General features: G+C 66.7%; 10 protein-coding genes. 7 read left to right on the top strand and 3 right to left on the bottom strand.

Going from position 1 to position 21,847, the window contains the following annotated elements:
* Positions 1-45 precede the first annotated feature (45 nt).
* The 4 genes from JN302_RS15065 to JN302_RS15050 are packed head-to-tail and all read left to right on the top strand — an operon-like array spanning position 46 to position 13,439.
* Entirely contained in the window at positions 46-2,460 is a 2,415-nt protein-coding gene (locus JN302_RS15065; RefSeq protein ID WP_202333422.1) for a FecR domain-containing protein, read from the top strand.
* On the top strand, positions 2,457-5,315 hold the full coding sequence (locus JN302_RS15060; RefSeq protein WP_202333421.1) for a PKD domain-containing protein: 2,859 nt from the start codon (positions 2,457-2,459) through the stop codon (positions 5,313-5,315). Before JN302_RS15065 ends, JN302_RS15060 begins: the two co-directional genes overlap by 4 nt.
* The gene (locus tag JN302_RS15055; RefSeq protein ID WP_202333420.1) at positions 5,312-11,674 is read left to right on the top strand and encodes a PKD domain-containing protein; all 6,363 of its coding nucleotides are present in this window, start codon (positions 5,312-5,314) and stop codon (positions 11,672-11,674) included. The genes JN302_RS15060 and JN302_RS15055 overlap by 4 nt, the downstream gene beginning before the upstream one ends.
* Positions 11,675-11,678: 4 nt before the next feature.
* Positions 11,679-13,439, top strand: a complete 1,761-nt coding sequence (locus JN302_RS15050; protein WP_202333419.1) for an adenylate/guanylate cyclase domain-containing protein — start codon at positions 11,679-11,681, stop codon at positions 13,437-13,439.
* Positions 13,440-14,277: 838 nt separating this feature from the next.
* On the opposite strand, the gene rbsK is transcribed toward JN302_RS15050, so the two are convergent.
* Genes rbsK through JN302_RS15035 form a run of 3 tightly spaced genes read right to left on the bottom strand, consistent with a single transcriptional unit; the run spans position 14,278 to position 16,761 of the window.
* Positions 14,278-15,207, bottom strand: a complete 930-nt coding sequence (rbsK, locus tag JN302_RS15045) for a ribokinase (protein WP_202333418.1) — start codon at positions 15,205-15,207, stop codon at positions 14,278-14,280.
* Between the two features lie 4 nt (positions 15,208-15,211).
* Complete coding sequence (locus tag JN302_RS15040; protein ID WP_202313149.1) at positions 15,212-15,667, bottom strand: RbsD/FucU family protein; 456 nt, start codon at positions 15,665-15,667, stop codon at positions 15,212-15,214.
* A gap of 35 nt (positions 15,668-15,702) precedes the next feature.
* Positions 15,703-16,761 (bottom strand): ABC transporter ATP-binding protein, encoded by a 1,059-nt coding sequence (locus JN302_RS15035; RefSeq protein WP_202333417.1) that lies wholly within the window; start codon positions 16,759-16,761, stop codon positions 15,703-15,705.
* Positions 16,762-17,107: 346 nt separating this feature from the next.
* On the opposite strand from JN302_RS15035, the gene JN302_RS15030 reads away from it, so the two are divergent.
* The 3 genes from JN302_RS15030 to JN302_RS15020 all read left to right on the top strand — a co-directional run bounded on the left by JN302_RS15030 (position 17,108) and on the right by JN302_RS15020 (position 21,050).
* Positions 17,108-18,781: an ABC transporter substrate-binding protein gene (locus JN302_RS15030; protein ID WP_202333416.1), complete on the top strand. Its 1,674-nt coding sequence runs from the start codon at positions 17,108-17,110 to the stop codon at positions 18,779-18,781.
* Positions 18,782-18,988: 207 nt separating this feature from the next.
* Complete coding sequence (locus tag JN302_RS15025) at positions 18,989-20,119, top strand: carbohydrate ABC transporter permease (RefSeq protein ID WP_202333415.1); 1,131 nt, start codon at positions 18,989-18,991, stop codon at positions 20,117-20,119.
* Between the two features lies 1 nt (position 20,120).
* Positions 20,121-21,050, top strand: coding sequence for a carbohydrate ABC transporter permease (locus tag JN302_RS15020; RefSeq protein WP_202333414.1), 930 nt, complete (start codon positions 20,121-20,123; stop codon positions 21,048-21,050).
* Positions 21,051-21,847 lie beyond the last annotated feature (797 nt).

Here is a 21,847-nt window from a genome sequence, read left to right as displayed (position 1 = left end):
TACCAGACATAGCATTTGGGGCTGGCAGCCAAGGGGCTGTTCATCTTGTCGATCCTGGGTACGGATAGTTTCGCGTTCGCCGAGCCTATGCGAAGCGGCACCGGGAGGATTCTGCTTTCTTTCCTGCTGGTTGTGGCCGTTGCGGGCACTGCCGGGATCGCGTCGTCGCAGACGCCGGCAGCCCCCGTCGTCAGCGACATGGCCGACGACGTCGTCAAGGTCAGGATGGCGCCTGGCGCAACCCTGCGCGGCATCTCCGAGAAATACCTCAAGGATCCCGACCTCTGGCCCGTCATCCTGCGGCTGAACGGCATCGAAAGCATCACCGACGTCACGGAAGGGCGTGAGCTGCTGCTGCCCGGGAGCGAGGTGCGACTTTCCACGACGGCGCTCGACACCTCGCTGGCCGAGATCCAGAGGGCCAACGAGGCCGGCGCCCAGCTCTTCGCCCCGATCCTGATCAGGAACGCCATCGACTTCCGCGACCAGGCCGTGGTCCAGCATCGCAACGGCGCCTACCAGCAGAGCATCTCCTTGTCCTCCCGATCGATCGGCCGCGCCGATGCGGCGCGTGCGAGAAGCGAGGAAAGACGCGACATCGAGGCGGAGGCCCGCCTCAGCGATCGGCAGGGCTGGGTCGAGGGCCAGAAGGTCAGCGAGAACGGCTGGACCGAGCGCGAGCTCGACGCCGTGCTCAACGAACAGGAGAAGCTCAGGACGCTGTCGGCCTCGACGGCACAGGTCGTGTTCCGCGACGCCAGCCGGTTCCGGCTCAATCCCAATTCGCAGGCCGTGATCCAGCGCATGCGCGACGATCCGCTGAAGCGTCGCAAGGAAGCGCAGATCAGCCTTGTGGAAGGTGACTTCTATGCTCTGCTCGCACCGGAAAGCGACCGCAGTCGCCTCGAAGTGAACCTTGCCAATGTCGACGCGAAGATCGACTCCGGCAGCTTCTGGGTCAGCCAGGACCGGGACAGCGCAAAATTCTCCAACTATGACGCCAAGCCCGTCGCCATCGTCTCGGGCGACGACACGCTGGTGCTCGGACGCAACGAGGGCGCGGTCGTGCGTGCCGGCGAAGCGCCGAAGGAGAAGGTGGCTGTCATCGGCCGCCTCGCTTTGTCCGAGCCCGCCGACAACGCGATCGTCTTCGGCACCCATGTCCGGCTCGGCTGGCAGGCTGTCGGCGACGGCCACGGCTACTGGGTCGAGATCGCCTTTGATCCGCTGTTCGACCGGATGGCCGAGAGCCTGTGGAACGTACCGCAGAACCGGACCGACGACGTCGGCCTCGCGCCGGGCATCTACTATTGGCGCGTTGCCGCCCTCGACGCCCTCGGCCTGCCCGGACAGATGAGCGTCGCACGCAGATTCGAGCTCATCGACGACAGCGCGCCGCCCTATCTGCAGATCCGCACGCCTCAGCCGGATGCCATCCTGCGCGAGGCGGCGGTGACGGTTTCGGGCGAGACGGAAGCCGGCGCCGCCGTCTTCGTCGATGGCGAAGTCGCCGATGTCGACGGCAGCGGCCGCTTCTTCATGACCATATCAGGCAAGGACGGATCGAACGACCTCACCGTCGTCGCCCGTGATGCCGCCGGCAACGAAACGACGCGCCGGCTGGCCTTCACCTATGTGGCGGACCGGCGGCGCGACATCGTCTACGATGCTCACCTTCCGCGCGACGCGACGGGCCGCTTCCTGACCGCAACCCGTGAGTTCGGGCTTTCCGGAACCGTGACGGAGCAGGCAAAAGTATCCGTCCTCGGCGGTAACGGCGCCTTGCGCTCGGAAGCCTATGCCGACGCATCAGGCCGCTTCACGCTGAACGTACCGCTCGAGGCGACGGAGGAAACGCTCGCGGTCGTCGTCACGACGGTTTCCGGCTATGCCTATCGGGAAACGATCGAGACCCTGGTCTCCGACCGGCCGCCGCGTTTTCGTTTGTCCGAACCGCCGCCGGCGATCACGTCGACCCCGCGGCTCGACCTCGCCATCGCGGCTGATCCCGGAACCATCCTCAGGGTCAATGGCATGGCACCCAAGGCCAGCGACGACGCGGTGCGCTTCCACATCGATCTCGAACAGGGCGCCAACCTCATCGAGATCGTCGGTACCAACGCCGTCGGCCTCGTCAGCATCGAAAAATACACGGTCGTCTTCGACACGGTGAAACCCGAGATGACGGCCAGTGAAATCACGGCAAAAGACCTCGGAGACACCGAGATGCTGTCGATCCGCGTCGCGGCGCGGGATGATACCGGCCTCGCCTTGACCTCGCGGTTCAGGGTGCGCCTGGGCGACGCCGAGCGGTCGGGCATCCTCCGCTACAGCAAGGCCGACAAATCCTACAGGGGCATGATCGAGGTCCCGCGCCGGGCGGACGGTTCGGCTCCCGACGTGGTGGTCGAACTCGCCGACGTCGCCGGAAACATCAACGAGGTGACGCTCAGCCGATGAAGAGACGCTACGCATCGCGCACCGGTGTCGGCCCGGCCCTTGTCGCAGCCGCCATGCTCCACTGCGGCGTCGCCGCCGGCGAAGAAGCCCCCTCCGACGTCGGCCTTGTGACGTTCGGTCCGATGGCGCGGGTGAACGAGGGCGATCATGATTTTCGCCAGGTCGTCCGTATCGCGCTGCCTGAGGCTGCCGGCACGGTCCATGTGCGGGTCTACGACCCCGATGCCGCCGGCACCTATGACGAGCCCAAGGCCGGCTTCGACACCACCACCCGCTTCAGCCTGTTCGGCGACGGCGCGACGGCGCGGCTGTCGCGCGACGCGGCCGGCGTGGTGCAGGAGAGCATCGACGGCACGCCGCTCGCCACCGCCGAGTTCGGCGCCGACCCGGCCCTCGACGGGCGCTGGACGACGCTGTTCTCGGTCGATGCCGCGAAGGGAAGCCGAACCGCCGCCGGGGCGCGCGAGTTCCTGCTCCTTGTCGAGGGCCTGACCGGCAATGACGGCAATGTCTTCGACGTCACGGTGAGCCGGACGGAAGATGCCAACCAGCCGCCGGAGGGGCTGAAGCTCTCGTCCTTCCTGCCGACCTTCCAGGTGCCGCGCGGCAACCGCCAGGCCGAGCTCGGCTTCGACGTGCCCGCCGACGCCGAAGGCCTCACCATCGAGAACTTCGATGCCGCCGCCGGTTCGGTTGCTTTCGCCGGCCGCTTCCGGTCCGATCCGCTCACCGCTTCCGCTAAGAGCCAGTGGGGGCACGACGACATCGCCCTCGACAGGGACGACACCGGCCGGAGAGCATCGGTGACGGCCACCGGCGGCAGCGAGACCCCCAACGACATCACCGTCTTCGTCGGCGCGCGCAAATCGGGCGCGGATGCGGTCGAGCAGCCTTTGGCGATCGACCTGCCGATCCGTGCCATCGCGCCCAACCGGCGCCCGGCGACGGCGCTCGCCATGACCCAGTTCGCCTGCGGCCGGATGCGCTTCGATGCCTCGGCCTCGCGCGATCCCGACGGCGGCACGCTCACCCATCGCTGGCGGTTCGATGCGGGTGACGAGATCACCGGCGCAGCGATCGAGCAGGACTTCGCCGAGACCGGCATGCATGCCGGCCGCCTCGAGAGCTTCGACGCCTCCGGCGTCATCGGCGACGGCAGCGCGCGCGATTTCACTTTCCTGGTCAAGCCGCCGCCGACGGCGAGCTTCGAGGCGCCTGGCCTGGTCGCCGAAGGTGCCGCCCTGGTGCTCGACGGCACCGGCTCGAAGGCCCCCGCCCTGCCCGAGGGCATTGCGATCGTCCGTTACCGCTGGACGATGGGCGACGGCACCGAGCTCGTGCAGAGCCCGGGCGATCCGGACTTCGGCCGGCCGAACCACCGCTATGCCGGCCACGGCGCCTATAAGGTCACCCTGACCGTCACCGACGGCACCGACAATCCCTGCAACAGCGCCACGACCACCCGCACCGTCACCGTCAACGCTCCGCCCGTCGCCAACGCAGGCGGCAACAGGCGCATGGTCACAGGTGAGATCGCCACTTTCGATGCGGCCGCCTCCTCCGACCCTGACGGAACGATCGTCTCCTATCTCTGGGACTTCGGCGACGGCGGCCGGGCGGCGGGCCCGGCGGTCCGCCATGCCTTTCATCGGGCCGGCGACTATCAGGTCAGGCTGTCCGTCCTCGACGACTCGCCCTTCGAGACCGGAAAGGGATTCGATACGGTGACCGTCACGGTGCCCGACCCGGTCAACCGGCAGCCGACAGCCGATGCGGGACCGGATCGCACGGCCTATGTCGGCGAGGCGGTCCGCTTCGATGCCAGCCGGTCGGTCGATCCGGACGGCGAGATCCAGTTCTATGCCTGGGATTTCGGCGACGGCTCCGGCTCGGACTCCATGGTCGTCGAACATAGTTTCTGGCAGCCGGGGACCTATCCGGTCAGTCTCGCCGTCACGGACAATGGCCAGGGCGGCAACACCAGGTCGGTGGCCTCGACCGTCGTGACGGTGCTTCCCGCGCAGAACCGGCCGCCGGTGGCCGACTTTCCGCGAGAGTTCACGGCCACGACGTTCAGGCCTCTTGCCCTCGACGCATCGACCGCCGACGACCGCGACGGTTCCGTCATCGCCTTCGAATGGGATTTCGGCGACGGTTCGAAAGGCTCCGGACCCAAGGTCAGCCACCAGTACGGGAAGCCAGGCGTATATGACGCCCGGTTGACGCTTCGCGACAACGGACTGCCCGAGCCGGCGGCCGTCGGCTTCGACTTCAAGGTCCATGTCGCCGACAAGGTCAATCTGGCGCCCGTCGCAAATGCCGGCAAGGACGTGACCGTGAAGGTCGGGGAAGAAGTCACCCTCGACGGCTCGGCATCCAGCGACCCTGACGGCTCGATCCTCTCCTATCGATGGGACCTCGGCGACGGTAATAGCTCATCCGGCATCCGAAACCGGCATATCTATCAGTTTCCCGGCACCTATCCCGTGAAGCTGACCATCGGCGATGACGGGCCGGATGTCGCTCTCGTCGCCGGCGACGAGTTCGTGGTCACCGTGCTCCCCTCCGCCAACGCCGCCCCGGTCGCGGCCCTGAGCGGACCGACAGCAGTGAGGACAGGCGAGGTCGTGCTTTTCGACGGCCAGGCTTCCGCCGATCCCGATGGCAACATCCTCCAGTACCGCTGGGATTTCGGGGATGGCGGGGTGTCGAACGACGCCAGCCCACGTCACACCTTCCATGCCGCAGGGACATATGACGTAAGGTTGAGGGTCACCGATGACGGCGTGACGCCGATGAGCGCCGAACGCATGATGAAAGTCACAGTGACCGATGACGGCGGGGATGCACAATGAGGCGTCACCGTCGAAATCTCTGGGTCAGGACCGGTCGCCTTCTTGGGCTGGCCGGGCCCGGCATGGCCTCTGTCGTCGTGCCGGCCTTTATCGGCGCCAATCTGGATGCGATCCGCGCCACCCTGCCTGGCATAGGCGCGTTCGCGGAGGTCGTTGCTCCTTCCCCTTCCGATGTCGGCCTTGTGACGTTCGGTCCGATGGCGCGGGTGAACGAGGGCGATCATGATTTTCGCCAGGTCGTCCGTATCGCGCTGCCTGAGGCTGCCGGCACGGTCCATGTGCGGGTCTACGACCCCGATGCCGCCGGCACCTATGACGAGCCCAAGGCCGGCTTCGACACCACCACCCGCTTCAGCCTGTTCGGCGACGGCGCGACGGCGCATCTGTCGCGCGACGCGGCCGGGGTGGTGCAGGAGAGCATCGACGGCAAGCCGCTCGCCACCGCCGAGTTCGGCGCCGATCCGGCCCTCGACGGGCGCTGGACGACGCTGTTCTCGGTCGATGCCGCGAAGGGAAGCCGAACCGCCGCCGGGGCGCGCGAGTTCCTGCTCCTTGTCGAGGGCCTGACCGGCAATGACGGCAATGTCTTCGACGTCGCGGTGAGCCGGACGGAAGATGCCAACCAGCCGCCGGAGGGACTGAAGCTCTCGTCCTTCCTGCCGACCTTCCAGATGCCGCGCGGCAACCGCCAGGCCGAGCTCGGCTTCGACGTGCCCGCCGACGCCGAAAGCCTCGCCATCGAGAACTTCGATGCCGCCGCCGGTTCGGTTGCTTTCGCCGGCCGCTTCCGGTCCCACCCGCTCGCCGCTTCCGCCAAGAGCCAGTGGCGGCACGACGACGTCGCCCTCGACGGGGACGACACCGGCCAGAGAGCATCGGTGACGGCCACCGGCGGCAGCGAGACCCCCAACGACATCACCGTCTTCGTCGGCGCGCGCAAGTCGGGCGCGGATGCGGTCGAGCAGCCTTTGGCGATCGACCTGCCGATCCGTGCCATCGCGCCCAACCGGCGCCCGGTGACGGAACTCGCCGTCACCCAGCTCGCCTGCGGCCGGATGCGCTTCGACGCCTCGGCCTCGCGCGATCCCGACGGTGGCCCGCTCACCCATCGCTGGCGGTTCGATGCGAGTGACGAGATCAGCGGCGCAACGATCGAGCAGGACTTCGCCGAGACCGGCATGCATGCCGGCCGCCTCGAGAGTTTCGACGCCTCCGGCGTAATCGGCGACGGCAGCGCGCGCGATTTCACTTTCCTGGTCAAGCCGCCGCCGACGGCGAGCTTCGAAGCGCCTGACCTGGTCGCCGAGGGGGCCGCCCTGGTGCTCGACGGCACCGGCTCGAAGGCCCCGACCCTGCCCGAGGGCACGGCAATCGTCCGTTACCACTGGACGATGGGCGACGGCACCGAGCTCGTGCAGGCCCCGGGCGATCCCGACTTCGGCCGGCCGAACCACCGCTATGCCGGCCATGGCGCCTATACGGTCACCCTCACCGTCACCGACGGCACCGACAATCCCTGCAACAGCGCCACGGTCACACGCACCGTCACCGTCAACGCTCCGCCCGTCGCCAATGCAGGCGGAAGCAGGAGCCTGGCTCTCGACGACACGCTGGACCTCGACGCCGGTCAGCCGACGGACCCCGATGGCGACAGCATCCGCTATCTCTGGGACTTCGGCGACGGAACGACGGCGGAAGGAGCAAAGGCATCGCACCGTTTCGAGCGGCCAGGAACCTTCGCAGTCACGCTCACCGCCGACGACGGCAAGGGCGCCGAAAACAGTGTCGCGACCGACCATGCCACCATCATCGTGAACGCCGCACCGGTCGGCGACGCCGTCGCCACGCCCGACAAGCTGGTCGTCGGCGCGCCGGGACTGTTCGATGCCGCGCGCGCCATCGACCCGGACGGCAGGATAACCCGGTTTCAATGGTCGTTCGGCGACGGCACGCGAAGCGACAGGGCGACTGTCCGCCATTCCTTCGCAATGCCCGGAACCTACGACGTGATCCTGACGCTGACCGACGATTCCGGTCTCGCCAATGGAACAAGCGTGATTGCCCGCAAGGTCGTCGCCGTCGAGGCCGGCAACGAAACGCCGCTCGCCGATGCCGGCGGAGACCGCAAGGCCGTCGTCGGCGATGTGCTCGTGTTCGACGGTTCCGCCTCGCGCGATCCGGACGGGTCCATCCTCTCCTACCGCTGGGATTTCGGCGACGGCGCGAGCGCGGCCGGCATCGGTGCCACGCATGTCTACCGTGCTGCGGGAACCTACCGTGTCACCCTCGCGGTCGCCGACGATTCCGGCAAACCCAATGCCGAGGCCAGCACCTCCTTCGACATTGCCGTCACCAACAAGGACAACAGCCCGCCCGAAGTCCGCGTCGGAGGCGACCGGTCCGCCTTTGTCGACGAGATCGTCGATTTCGATGCGACCGGCACGGTCGACAGCGACGGCAGCATCGTCTCCGTCCACTGGGATTTCGGTGATGGCGCACGCGCCTCCGGCTTCCGCGCGCGCCACGCCTATCGCGCGCCCGGCCGCTACAAGGTGCATGTCCTGGTCGGCGACGATTCCGGCCGGCGCGGCGCCACCAACGAGGCCACCTTCACCGTCAATGTCACCGATCGTTACAACAAGGCCCCCGACAGCGACATCCCCGCGGAGATCGCGATGGAGGCCGGCGTGCCGCGTGTCTTCGACGCCACGGCCGCTGTCGATCCCGATGGGCGGATCACCAGCTACAATTGGGATTTCGGAGACGGCACGCAGACCGGCGAGCCGCTGATCGAGCACAGCTATGCGGCTCCCGGGACATATTTCGGCAAGCTGACGCTGGTCGACGATTCCGGCCTCGAGAACGGGATCACGACGAAACGCTTCGTCGCATTCGTCGAGGAACGGCACAACATCAAGCCCGTAGCAGCCGCTGGCGCCGACGTCTCGGCGATCGTCGGGCAGCGCATCGATTTCGACGGCGGCGCATCCGCCGACAGCGACGGCAGCCTGATCGCCTATCACTGGGATTTCGGCACCGGCAAGACCGCTGATGGAGAGCGGCGGTCGATCGCCTATTTCGCACCGGGCCGCTACGAGGTGAAGCTGACGGTCACGGATAATTCCGGCCAGGACAATGCCACGGCGAGCGACACGCTGGTCGTGACCGTCGCCGACCGCCCGAACACGGCGCCGGTCGCGGCGGTCGAAGCGGACCGGCCGGCCGCGATCGACGAGCCGGTGGCGTTCTCGGGCGCCGCGTCGCGTGATCCTGACGGCAACATCCTGACCCATGCCTGGGATTTCGGCGACGGCTCCACGGCCGAGGGGCGCGAGGTCGTCCACAGCTATGCGAGGTCGGGAGCCTACACCGCGCGTCTCACGGTAACGGACGATTCCGGTCTGGCCAACAGCCAGGCGACGGCCGAACGCAGGATCAAGGTCAATGAGCCGCCTGTCGCGCGTGCGGGAGAAGATCAATATGTCACCGCCTCGGTCGTCGAGTTCGATGCCTCCGCTTCGTCCGACGAGGACGGGTCGATTGCCCGCTTCGAATGGGATTTCGGCGACGGCGAAACCGGAACGGGCGCCCGCATCGCCCACACCTACAGCAGCCCGGGCGCCTATGAAGCGCGCCTCACGGTCTCCGACGATTCCGGCACCATAAGAAACGCGGCGCAGGATACCGTCGCCATCCGCATCAACGCCATGCCGGTGGCCGATGCCGGCTTCGACCGTGTCGTCACGCCAGGCGAAAGCGTCACCCTCGACGGCCGCAGGTCGACCGATCCCGACGGCCGCATCGCGCGCTATCACTGGGACTTCCGCGACGGCGCGACGGCCGAGGGCGACGTCGTCACGCATGCCTTCGCCAAGCCGGGCCGCTACACGGTCGAACTGACGGTCGCCGACGACAGCGGCCATCCGGAGGCGACGGATTTCTCGCAGATCGTCGTGACGGTGAACCAGCCGCCGGTCGCGGATGCCGGCCCCGACCTGAGCGTCGCGCCGGGCCAGAAATTCATGCTCTCAGGCAGCGGATCCCGCGACGCGGATGGCGCGATCAGTGACTGGCGCTGGGATGTCAGGGGCACCGACAAGGTCCTGCAAGGGGCCCGGCCCGAAATGCGGTTCGAGCAGCCGGGCATCCACACCGTCACGCTCACGGTGACCGACGACAGCAGCGCCTCGAACCGCACGGCCCAGGACGACGTCACCGTCGCCGTCAACCACGCGCCGGCAGCCGAGGCCGGGCATGACATATTCAGCGAGACGCTTCGGGTCGTGCTCGACGGCAGCGCCTCGACCGACGCCGACAATGACGGCCTCGCCTATCGCTGGGATTTCGGCGACGGAGGTTCGGGCGCGGGTGCCGTCGTCGAGCATACCTATGAGACAGGCGGCATCTATCCCGTTAGGCTGACTGTCGACGACGGCAGGGGTCTTGCCAACTCGCGCGATATCGACGCGATCACCGTGCGGATCAACCGTCCGCCCGTGGCGCAGGCCGGCGACGACAAGCAGGCCTGCATCGGCGATGTCGTCGTCTTCGACGGAAGCGCTTCGACCGATCCGGACAACGGCCTGTTGCGTTATGGCTGGGACTTCGCCGATGGCGAGACGGCTGACATCGTCAATCCCACCAAGGTCTTCGCCGCACCCGGCAGCTACCGCGTGCGGCTCAAGGTGACCGACGAGTCCGGGCTCGCCAACGACAGCGGCGCCGACGAAGCGCTGGTGTCGATCCTGCCCGCGCCGGTGGCGCGCGCGGGCGACGACATGAAGGTCTGCGCCAACACCATTGTCCGCTTCGACGGAACCAGGTCCACCGACATCGACGGCGTGGTGAACCGCTACAGCTGGGATTTCGGCGACGGCCAGGCCGGCGGCGGAGATCAGCCGGAGCATATGTACAGCGACCCCGGGACCTATCGTGTGACGCTGCAGATCGAGGGCGACAATCTGGGACTGTGCTCGCCGGTGTCGACCGATGACCTGATCATCGATGTGATCGACGCGCCCAAACCCGCCATCTCGGCGCCGAAGGCCGCCGCGACGAACCAGGAGGTGACTTTCGACGGCACCGGCTCCTCCATCGGAAGCCGGATCGCTCTCCGTTACGAATGGGACTTCGGCGACGGCTCCACGGGGACTGGCGCGATAGCCCGCCACGCCTATGCGCAACCCGGAACCTATCGCGCCCTGCTGCGGGCCGTGGCGCCGGCCGAGGCCGGCGGCTGCGCCAGCGCGCAGGCCGTTCACGTCATAACGGTGAACGCCGCGCCGAACGCCGATCCCGGCCCCGGCCGTTCGGTGGAGGTCGGCCAGTCGCTGCTTCTGTCGGGAGCCCGATCGAGCGATCCGGACGGCGGCATCGCCGACTATCGCTGGGATTTCGGCGACGGAGGAAGCGCCGCCGGCATCGAGGTCCGCCACATCTGGCGCACGGCCGGCCGCTACCGGGTCATGCTCGTCGTCAGCGACGGAACCGGCCTGCCCAACGGCACCGACGAGAAGTCCGTGGAGATAGAGGTCACCGACAAGCCCAAGGTGGAGATTAGTGCCGCATCGGTGGCCTGCGTCGGCCAGGAGGTCCGGTTCGGCCTCTCCGCTCTGTCGGCCGGCGGCGAAACAGGCCCGCTCGCCTGGAATTTCGGCGACGGCGCCACAGGCAGCGGAGAGAGCATCGGCCACGCCTATGCCCGACCCGGTACCTTCACGGTCGGGGTCAGCGGTCCGATGAACCGCGCCGGAAATGTGCTCAGCACGCCGATCGCGCGCACGATCAGGGTCAACCAGCCGCCGGTCGCCATCATCGATGCCGAACGCAAGGCCTGTCCGGGCACCGTGGTCAGCTTCGACGGATCGGGTTCCTTCGACCCCGACGGAACCCTGACCGGCCTGGCCTGGGATTTCGGCGACGGATCCACCGCCGCCGGCGCCAAGGTCTCGCACAGCTTCTCTCAACCCGGAACCTATCCGGTCCGCCTGACGGTGACGGACGACTCAGGCGCGGCCTGCGCGACCGGTGTCGCCATGCTCGATCTTTTCGTCGATGCCCCGCCGGTCGCCGATGCCGGGCCTGATGCCGAGGTGCAGATCGGCGGCGCCAGGGACAGCTACGTGCTCGACGCAAGCCGTTCGCGCGACGCCGACGGCGATGCGCTCAGCCATCACTGGGTTCTGTCCAACGGCGTGGAACTCGACGGGGAGAAGGTCCGCCTCGAGTTCGCGGAACCCGGCATGGTTACGGCGAAGCTGACCACGACCGATCCGCATGGGCTCGCCTGCAGCGCCGCCACCGCCGGCGTGCGCATCGACGTTCGCCTGCGGGAACAGTCCGTCCGGCTGGCGGACTGAGCCTATGCCGCGCTTCCGCCTGAACCTGCGCAGCAAGATGATGCTGTTCGCGGCCGTCATCGCCATGCTGCCACTGCTGGTCGCCGGCCAATCGCTCATCCGCGTCGCTCGCGACGAACTGAAGAGTGCGGCCAATGAACAGCTTGCAGCGACTGCCGGTCGGCTGACCCGCGAGTTCAACACCTTCTTCGAATATTCCCTGCTGACGCCGCTCGACCTGATCCGCAACGCCATCGGCGGCGACAAGCTCGGCTCGGCGGAGAAGATCGCCATCCTCAGGCAGGGCATCGCCGACCTGCCCGACGTGGTCGCGCTGCAGGTGGATGTCGAGAACCTTCCTCGCCCGATCGTCGTGGCGCAGGAAGCCTATTTCGAGAAGCTCCAGTCCGCGTTTCCCACGCCGATGGAGGTGCTCAGGGTGGATCCTGCGACGCTGGATCCGTTGAAGGCCTCGGCGCGCAGCATCGTCGCCATTACCCGTGTCGAGGAAACCGACGATTGGCTGGCAACGGCCAGCCTGCCGATCGAGGAAGGCATCGGCGGGCGAAAGGCGACGCTTTTCGCCCGCATCAATCTCGCCCGCCTGGGTGACCTGATCGCCAATGATCCCTTCGCCAGGACGGGCACGATCCGCGTGATCGACGCGCAGCGCCGCATCGTCTTCTCCACGCAGCCCGGCCCCTACGACCACGAGAGCGTCATAGCCAAGGCGCTTCAATTGCTCGATGCGGGGATCGCAACCATAACGGTCGAGCCATTCGTCCTCGCCGACGGCTCGACATCGCTGGCCGCGATCGCCCTGCCCCGGGCCTTTCCCTGGGGCATCCTCGTGGAGAAGTCCGAGGCCGACGCCTATCGTCCGATCACCGACATGGTCCGCGACCTCCTGAAATGGCTCGGCATCGGCCTCGCCGCGGCGCTGCTCGGCGCGGCACTGTTCGCGCTGGGCATCTCGCGGCCCATCCTCAGGATCACCCAGACGGCGCTGCGTGTCGCCGGGGGAGACCTCGAAGCGCGCGTCGGCGGCGTCCGGACGCGCGACGAGATCGGCGATCTCGCCAAGCGCTTCAACGACATGATCGTGCAGTTGAACGAACGGTTCGAGCTGCAGAAATTCGTCTCGCGCGAGACCATGAAAGCCATCCAGGGCAGCGACCGTCACACCGTGTCGCTGGGCGGCGAACGCCGGCGCGTCGCCGTGCTCTTTGCGGACATACGCGGCTACACCGCCTATGCGGAGAACCGCGATCCGGTCGAGGTGGTCACGGTGCTCAACGACTATTTCCAGCAGTTGGCGGACCTGGTGGCCGCGCATCACGGCGACATCGACAAATTCGTCGGCGACCAGATCATGGCGGTCTTCTACGGCTCGCATATGACCAAACACGCGGCCGAATGCGCCATCGCCATCATGGACGGCATGGAAAGGGCGGCGAGCCGGACCGGCGCCGATCTCGCGATCGGCATCGGCGTCCATGTCGGCGAGGTCGTCGCCGGCGCCATGGGCAGCCGGCAACGAAAGGACTTCACCGTGCTCGGCGACCGCGTCAATCTCGCCGCGCGGCTCTGCGCCAATGCCGCACGGGGCCAGACCCTCATCACGCGCGACGTGCTGGAGGACCTGCCGCCCAAGCTCGCGGCCCAGGCGACAGCGCTCGATCCGATCGCGGTGAAGGGCAAGTCCAGGCCCGTCGAGGTGTTCGCTTTGTACAAGACCGCGCCGGCACCGGTCGGAGCGCCCGCCGTCGGGCGCCATCCTGGATGAAAGCGTGGATTTGATCACGGCAACGGATTTCGGCGCTCTTCTGGCGACGTCGGGCTGGGCCCCCGCCACAAAGTAGCGCCGAAAGCCCTTTTGATTCAGTTGGATAAGGGATTCGCCAACGCCGCGAAAAGTCCCTCATCCGCCTGCTGGCACCTTCTCCCCGCAACGCGGCTAGGGCATATGCACATCTCTCGAGCCCCACCGTTACCTGGTCTCGTCCTTTGTCCGTTTTGGTCGACCGCCGCGCTCCCTGGAGCACCCCTCATCCGACCCAGCCTGTATTTCGGCGTCACCCTTGAGCCCAGCACGAACGTAGGGGCCGAAATACAGTCTGGGCCACCTTCTCCCACAAGGGGAGAAGGGAGAGCTTGGCTTCGACCGTTCCGCAAATCGCCGATGTTGAAGGTTGGCGGCAACGCCTCTGCAATCCTGCCTTCTCCCCTTGTGGGAGAAGGTGGCCCAGACAGTATTTCGGCTCCGGCAGTGATGACGGGTTCGACAGTCGAGCCGAAATACTGGCTGGGTCGGATGAGGGGTGCTCCAGGGAGCGCGGTGGTCGACGAGGCGTTGCAGCAGGCCGTGTCCCCTGCAGAAGAGATGTGTATATGCCCTAGCGCAACGCGGGGAGAAGACCGATGTCGCCGCCCCTTTCGCCAATCGCCGGCGTTGCAGATCGAGCACCATCATCGCGGCAGGCGATCTTCTCCTCGCGATGCGGGGAGAAGGTGGCGGCAGCCGGATGAGGGGCTTTTCGCGGCGTCGCCGAAACCCTATCCGACTGAAATCAAAAGGCTTTCCGCTCTGCCGCAATCACAGGGGCGGCACGCTGCAGGCCATGCTACAGCGTCCCGCCCGCCAGCACCCTTTCCACCTCGTCGAGGCTCGGCATCGACGGCGCAGTGCCCGGCCTGGTGACGGAGATGCTCGCCACTGCGCAGGCGAACCGCACCGCTTCCACCTCCGGCAGTCCCCTGGACAGGCCTACGGCGAAGCCGCCGTTGAAGGCGTCGCCGGCACCGGTCGTTTCGACCACCGGCCCGACGGCGAAGGCGGCCACGTGTTGCGAAGCACTGCGGCTGTGGAAGAGCGCGCCCTTCTCGCCGAGCGTCACGATCACCGCTCCGACGCCCTTGTCGAGCAGCTTGTCGGCAGCCCGGCGCGCATCCTCGACGGTCGCGATGGCGATGCCGGTCAGCGCCTCGGCCTCGGTCTCGTTCGGGGTGACGTAGTCGCAGAGCGGGAAGATCGCCTCCGGCAGCGCCGCCGCCGGGGCCGGATTGAGGATCGTGGTCACGCCTGCCGAACGGGCAAGCGCCAGCGCCCGCATCGCGGCTTCGATCGGCTGCTCGAGCTGCGTCACGAACACCCCGGCCGAGCGGATCAGCGCCTCGTTGGCGTCGATGTCGGCCGGCGAGATCAGCATCGCCGCGCCCGGGGAGACGATGATGGCGTTGTCGCCCGTCGTCTCCTCGACGAAGATATAGGCCGCCCCCGTATAGCTCTCAGGCGTCTCGATCACGGCGGGCTTGACGCCGGCCTCCCTCCAGGTCGCCAGCGCCATGTCGGCGAACGGGTCGCGGCCGAGCCGCGTGATCATGGAGACGTCGGCCCCTAGCCGGCCGGCAGCGACCGCCTGGTTGGAGCCCTTCCCGCCCGGCCCGAGCTTGAAGGAGGTGCCGAGCAGGGTCTCCCCCATGCGCGGCTGACGCGGCGCGCGATAGGCCGTATCGGCGACGAACACGCCGAGGATGACGATCGGCTTTGCCATGGTCTCAGCCCGCGTCCGGGGGGATGACGCCCTTGCGGAAGGCGAAGCAGCCGTAGAAGCGCCGCTCCCCGCTCTGGATCACGCAATAGGCCTGCTTGGCGCGCTCGTAGAAGGCGTAGCGCTCGATACCGACCATCGGCCAGGATCGCCCCTCCGCCTCGTCGATCACGGCCTGCACTTCCTGCTGCACGGGAGGGACCTCGGAGGCATTGCCGACGATCTCCATACGGCCGGCCGCGTCGTCGACGAAGCTGTCGAGCGGATAGAGCGACAGCACCGCGGCGGCGGCCTCGGCCGCAGTGCAGTTGTCGATGCGCAGCAGCCGGCCGAGCCGCGTCTGGCGCGCGATGGAATCGGCCGGGAAGTTGGTGTCGCAGATGATCAGGTCGTCGCCATGCCCCATCGCCCGCAAGGCGTAGAGCACGTCGGCATTGAGCAACGGGTTTATTCCCTTCAGCATTCTCTTCTCCCCGGCGCGCCTCGGACGGGCCGCCTTCAGATTCTCTGCGCGGTTCCGGCGTCGAACAGATGGACCTGGTTCGGCCGCGGCCGCAGTCTTATCGTGTCGCCCGGCTTGAAGTCGTGCCGTTCGCGGAACAGCGCCACCATGTCGCTCTCGCCGAAGCGCAGGAACACCATCGTCTCTGAACCGGTCGGCTCGACCACGGAAATGCGCGCCGGGAAGCCGTCGTCGGCGAGATCGAGATGTTCCGGCCTGATCCCGAAGATCACCGGCTGCCCCTCGCCGGCCTGGTGCCTGCCGGCGACGGCGAGCCGGGCGCCGTTCACGTCGATCGTCTGCGCCGCGCCGCCGGCCACGGTGCCCTTCAGCATGTTCATGGCCGGTGAGCCGAGGAATCCCGCCACGAAAGTGTTGACAGGACGGTCGAACAGTTCGAGCGGCGCCCCCATCTGCTCGACATTGCCGTCCTGCAGCACGACGATCTTGTCGGCCATGGTCATGGCCTCGACCTGATCGTGGGTCACATAGACCGTCGTCGTCTTCAGCCGCTGGTGCAGTTCCTTGATTTCGGTGCGCATCTGGACGCGAAGCTTGGCGTCGAGATTGGACAGCGGCTCGTCGAACAGGAAGACCTCCGGATCGCGCACGATCGCCCGGCCCATGGCCACGCGCTGCCGCTGGCCGCCCGACAACTGCCGCGGATAGCGGTCGAGAAACGGCACGAGCCCGAGTATCTCCGCTGCCTGCCGCACGCGCCGCGTGACCTCGGCCGGGTCGGTCTTGCGCAGCCGGAGCGCGAAGGCCATGTTGTCCTTCACCTTCATGTGCGGATAGAGCGCGTAGTTCTGGAACACCATGGCGATGTCGCGCTCCGACGGCGCGAGATTGTTCACCACCCGGTCGCCGATCGAGATCGTGCCCGATGTGATGCTCTCCAGCCCGGCGATCATGCGCAGCAAGGTCGACTTGCCGCAGCCGGACGGGCCGACCAGAACCACGAATTCTCCATCCGCAATGTCGAGATCGACGCCGTGGATGACCTCAACGTCGCCGTAAGCCTTGCGCACCTGGCGCACAGAAACCCTTGCCATAGCTCCTCCCGCCGCAACGCTCCCCCGGAGCGGCGCGCCACGAAGAACAGACGAGCCGGGCCGCCATGTCAACATGGCTCGTGACGGCCGCGCCGCTTTTCGTGCCGCCCGGCCGGCGGGCCGCGTCTTCGTTTCGAATGCTACGCAATTGCTTTCGTCCGTCCTGCGTTGACTCGAAAAAGGCTTGCCCCTCATATTGGCATCGCGTTGCCGGGCCGGAGGAGAAGGCGGCGTGCGACCTCCCGGCCGCAAGGGCGGGGACCGTCACGTGTGGCCCGGGCGAGGTGCCGCGGAACATGCCGCCGCGGCATCTGCGGGTTGGCATCCGGTCAGGGAGGAAACAGCGATGAAAGTTGAAGTTTACGAGCGGCTTATGGCCATGCAGGCCAGCCGCAGGAATGTTCTCAAGGCGGCCGCCGGGGTGTCGGCCATGGCGCTCGGCGCTTCGGCCGGTCTCGGCATGCTTGCGCCGCAGGCGCGGGCACAGGGCAATCTGCGCTCGGAGATCCTGAAGATCCCCGGCGTGGGCATGGGCTCCCCGACCGACGCCGACTGGCAGAAAGTCGGCGAGATGTGTCTGGAGGGCACCAGGTCGACCGTGCAGCAGGGCGAGTTCGCCGGAGTCGAGCTCACCTTCATGGGTCTCAACAACCAGAACCTGCACAATTTCCTGTTCCGCGGCTTCCTGAAGCCCTGGGAGGCCTATACGGGCGCCAGGATCAACTGGATCGACCTCGCCCAGGCCGACTACAATGCCCGCCTGCAGCAATCGATCGCCACCGGCACGGTGGACTTCGACATCATCGAGATGGGCGCCCCCTTCGAGGGCGACGTCTGCGGCAAGGGCCTCGCCTCGGAGATGCCCGACTGGGTCAAGAAGCTGATCGACATGGACGACTATGTCGGCTACCTGAAAGCGCCGGTCGGCACCTGGGACGGCAAGACCTACCGCATCTCGATCGACGGCGACTGCCACACCTTCAGCTACCGCAAGGACTATTTCGACAATGCCGATCTCGCCGCGGCCTGGAAGGCCGAGGGCAACCAGGGCGAATGGGTCGCGCCCGTCACCTGGCAGCAGGTCCAGGCGGTCACCAAGTTCCTGAAGGGCAAGAAGGACCCGCTTACCGGCGGCGAGGCCTATGGCTATCTCGACCCGCTCAAGGGCTGGGGCGGCTTCGGCTTCTATTTCCTCGAAAGCCGGGCGACCGCCTATGCCAAGCATCCGGACGACAAGGCCTGGCTGTTCGATCCCGACACGATGAAGCCGCGCGTCAACAACGAGGCCTTCGTGCGCGCCATCCAGGACGTGCTCGACGTCATTGCCGCCCAGCCCGCCGACCAGATCAATGCCGATCCCGGCACCACCGCCTTCCAGCAGTTCCTGGCCGGCACCGGCTCCTCGCTCAGCTGGTGGGGCGACGTCGGCTCCATGGCCCGCACCTCCGACACCTCGGTGGTCGGCGAAGTCTCCGCCTTCTCGATCCTGCCCGGCTCCGACGACGTGTGGAACGACGGCAAGGGCGCCTGGGAAAAGCTCGCCTCCGGCCCGAACTATGCGCCCAACATGGCCTATATCGGCTGGGGCATCTATGTGATGGCCCGCGTGGACGGCGACGAAAAGAAGAAGAAGGCGGCCTGGTCGGCAGCCGCCCATCTCGGCGGCAAGGACCTGTCGCTGTGGACGTCGGCCTATCCCTCCGGTTTCCAGCCCTATCGCAACTCCCACTTCAACTATGACGAATGGGAAGCGGCGGGCTACGACCGCGCCTATATCGAGGATTATCTCGGCTCTAACCTCGATTCCTACAACCATCCGAACGCCGCGATCGAGCCGCGCATTCCCGGCATCTTCCAGTATTATTCGGTCGCCGAGGACGAACTCGCCAAGACCTATGCCGGCCAGTACAAGTCGGCGCAGGAAGGCGCGGACGCCATCGCCGCGGCCTGGGAGAAGCTCACCGACCAGATCGGCCGGGAGAACCAGATCAAGCTCTACAAGGCTTCGCTGGGCCTGTAGGAGCCACCGCCCCTCGCCTTCTTCCCCGAAGGGGAAAAGGCAGCGGGCGGAGAATCGGCGAATACCGGTCCCGCAACGAGCGGGGCCGCGTTGAAACTGGAGCATCGGGCCCGAAAGCGGGACGTTTCGGGATATCCGGTGCTTGGACGCATGGTTAGAGCGGCGGCACCGATCCTTTCGGTGCCGCCACCCGGTTTTGGTGTCACAATGCAGAATGCGTCGGCAGTCGTCGCCGATCCCCCTCATGTCGTCGCGGCCGAGCCGGTCCCGGAAAGCCGGCGCCGCCTTGGAGCCCTTGTTCTCGCTGCTGGCTGGCTGGTGCTGGTCGCGACCTTCGCGATCCAGATCCTCCATTCGGCGGGGTTGATCACGGCGGGCTTCGCGAACTGGCGCCCTGCGGTCTATGCCTATGTCTTCTGGGCCGTGGCTTTCGGCGCCTCGCTCGTGCTGCGGCGCGGCTCCGACGGCGCCAAGGCGCTCTTCGTGCTGCCGGCCGTGCTGTTCATCGCGGCCATGGTCGTCTTCCCGCTTGTGTTCGGGCTCAACATCGCCTTCACCGACTGGAACCTCTCATCCTTCGAGGGCCGCAAATTCAACGGGCTCGACAATTTCAGGCAGATGCTTGCCGATCCGTTCTACTGGAACGCGCTCCGCAACATGGTCTGGTACACGCTCTCGGTGCTGGTCGAATATGCCATCGCCTTCGGCCTGGCCCTGCTGCTCAATGCGCAGATCCGCGGCCGGAAATTCTTCCGCGTCGTCTTCCTCCTGCCCCTCATGTTGTCGCCCGTGGCGGTAAGCTGGATGGTCGGCAAGTCGATGATGGAAATCCGCTTCGGCCCCGTCGCCAATCTCGCCCGCTGGCTGGGCTGGGAGACGCCGGCCTTCTTCAGTGATCCCTGGCTCGCCAAGCTGTCGATCATGGCGATGGATGCCTGGACCTTCATTCCCCTGATGATGATCATGCTGCTCGCAGGGCTGCAGGCCTTGCCGCGCGAGGTCATGGAGGCCGCCAGGGTCGACGGCGCCAATGGCTGGCAGACCTTCTGGAAGGTCGTCTTCCCGCTCACTTTGCCGGTATCGATCACCGCGATCATGATCCGCATCATCTTCAAGCTGAAGATCGCCGACATCATCATCAACGTCACCTCGGGCGGGCCGGGCGGGGCGACGGATTCGGTGACGAGCTTCATCTATCGCGAATATCGCGATCGCTCCAATGTCGGCTACGGCACGCTGCTGGCTATGGTCTATCTGGTGCTGATCGTGGTGGCGCTGACCCTGATGCTCAACATGGCGGGCCGCTGGTTGCGCGGCTACGGGCAGGAGGAGAGCTGAGATGGCCGCGATCGACGTCTCCGCCGCCGCCGTGGACACCGGCGTGAAGCCGGCCGCCCGGCTGCGCCACGCCGCTTCCCGCATCGCCGTCTACGGCATCCTGATCGTCTGGGCCTTGATCTGCCTGTTCCCGATCTTCTGGACGGTCACCACGTCCTTCAAGATCGCGCCCGACGTCATGCAGGGACACCTGATCCCCTTCGTCGACTTCCAGCCGCAATGGAAGGGCTGGCAGTCGCTCGGCCTCTCGCCCGATACGATCACCGGCACGTCGACGGTGCGCGACGAGTTCCTGAAACGCTTCTGGAACAGCGTCGTGGCGTCGGTCGCGGCCTCGTCGCTGGCTCTGGTGATCGGCTCGCTCGCCGCCTATGGCCTCAGCCGCTTCTCCTACCGTTTCCTGTGGATGACGAACAAGGACATCTCCTTCTTCTTCCTGTCGCAGATGATCCTGCCGCCGGTGGTGCTCGCTTTGCCCTTCCTCGTTCTCTACAAGGAGATCGCGCTGCTCGACACCCGCATCGGGCTCATCCTGCTCTACACGCTGATGGTGCTGCCGATCGTGATCTGGATCATGCGCGACCAGTTCAAGGCGATCCCCGTCGAGCTCGAGGAGGCGGCCCTCGTCGACGGCCTGTCCGTCTGGGGCGCCTTCCTGCGCATCGTCGTGCCGATCGCGCTCCCCGGCATGGTCGCCTCCTTCATCCTGGCGCTCATCCTGTGCTGGAACGAGTATTTCTTCGCCGCGCTGCTCACCTCGACCGACGCCAAGACGCTTCCCGTCATGGTCGCCAGCCAGACCGGCAGCCAGGGCATCAACTGGTGGGCGATGGCCGCACTCTCGACCGCCGCGATCGCCCCGCTGGTCGTGGTCGGCATCGTGCTCGAACGCTACATCATCGCCGGCATGGCGGCGGGCGCGGTGAAATAGGTGAGCGTCTGTGAGCTCGGTCGCGCCCTGCCATGAAAGTAGCGCCGAAATCCGTTTTGTCTCAATTGGATAAGCGATGCGGCGACGGCGCGAAATGCCCCTCATCCGCCTGCCCGTCCTCCGCAGCAGCTGCGCTGCAGCTGCGGAGGGTGGACCGGCACCTTCTCCCCGCATCGCGGCTAGGGCATATACACATCTCCCGAGCCCAACCGTTGCCTGGTCTCGTCCTTTGTCCGTTTTGGTCGACCGCCGCGCTCCCCGGAGCACCCCTCATCCGACCCAGCCTGTATTTCGGCGTCACCCTTGAGCCCAGCACGAACGTAGGGGCCGAAATACAGTCTGGGCCACCTTCTCCCACAAGGGGAGAAGGGAGAGCTTGGCTTCGACGGTTCCGCAAATCGCCGACGTTGAAGGTTGGCGGCAACGCCTCTGCAATCCTGCCTTCTCCCCTTGTGGGAGAAGGTGGCCCAGACAGTATTTCGGATCCGGCAGTGATGACGGGTTCGACAGTCGAGCCGAAATACTGGCTGGGTCGGATGAGGGGTGCTCCAGGGAGCGCGGTGGTCGACGAGGCGTTGCAGCAGGCCGTGTCCCTTGCAGAAGAGATGTGTATATGCCCTAGCGCATCGCGGGGAGAAGACCGATGTCGCCACCGGCTTCGTCAATCGTCAGCGCTGCAGATCGAGCGTCGCCATCGCGGCAGGCGGTCTTCTCCCCGTTTTACGGGGGGAAGGTGGCGGCAGCCGGATGAGACCCACCGGCCGGCGTCGGGCGCCTTCCTGGATGAAAGTGCCGCG

Source organism: Mesorhizobium sp. L-8-3 (assembly GCF_016756615.1).
Lineage (GTDB): Bacteria > Pseudomonadota > Alphaproteobacteria > Rhizobiales > Rhizobiaceae.
Note: the sequence above shows the minus strand (reverse complement) of the source record. Positions and strands in the feature narration are given on the sequence as shown.

Bases quoted from the DNA above. Each gene is read 5' to 3' on its own strand.
- JN302_RS15040 (WP_202313149.1), bottom strand. From the start codon at position 15,667: ATGCTGAAGGGAATAAACCCGTTGCTCAATGCCGACGTGCTCTACGCC.
- JN302_RS15050 (WP_202333419.1), top strand. From the start codon at position 11,679: ATGCCGCGCTTCCGCCTGAACCTGCGCAGCAAGATGATGCTGTTCGCG.
- JN302_RS15030 (WP_202333416.1), top strand. From the start codon at position 17,108: ATGAAAGTTGAAGTTTACGAGCGGCTTATGGCCATGCAGGCCAGCCGC.
- JN302_RS15055 (WP_202333420.1), top strand. From the start codon at position 5,312: ATGAGGCGTCACCGTCGAAATCTCTGGGTCAGGACCGGTCGCCTTCTT.
- JN302_RS15035 (WP_202333417.1), bottom strand. From the start codon at position 16,761: ATGGCAAGGGTTTCTGTGCGCCAGGTGCGCAAGGCTTACGGCGACGTT.
- JN302_RS15020 (WP_202333414.1), top strand. From the start codon at position 20,121: ATGGCCGCGATCGACGTCTCCGCCGCCGCCGTGGACACCGGCGTGAAG.
- JN302_RS15025 (WP_202333415.1), top strand. From the start codon at position 18,989: ATGCAGAATGCGTCGGCAGTCGTCGCCGATCCCCCTCATGTCGTCGCG.
- rbsK (WP_202333418.1), bottom strand. From the start codon at position 15,207: ATGGCAAAGCCGATCGTCATCCTCGGCGTGTTCGTCGCCGATACGGCC.
- JN302_RS15060 (WP_202333421.1), top strand. From the start codon at position 2,457: ATGAAGAGACGCTACGCATCGCGCACCGGTGTCGGCCCGGCCCTTGTC.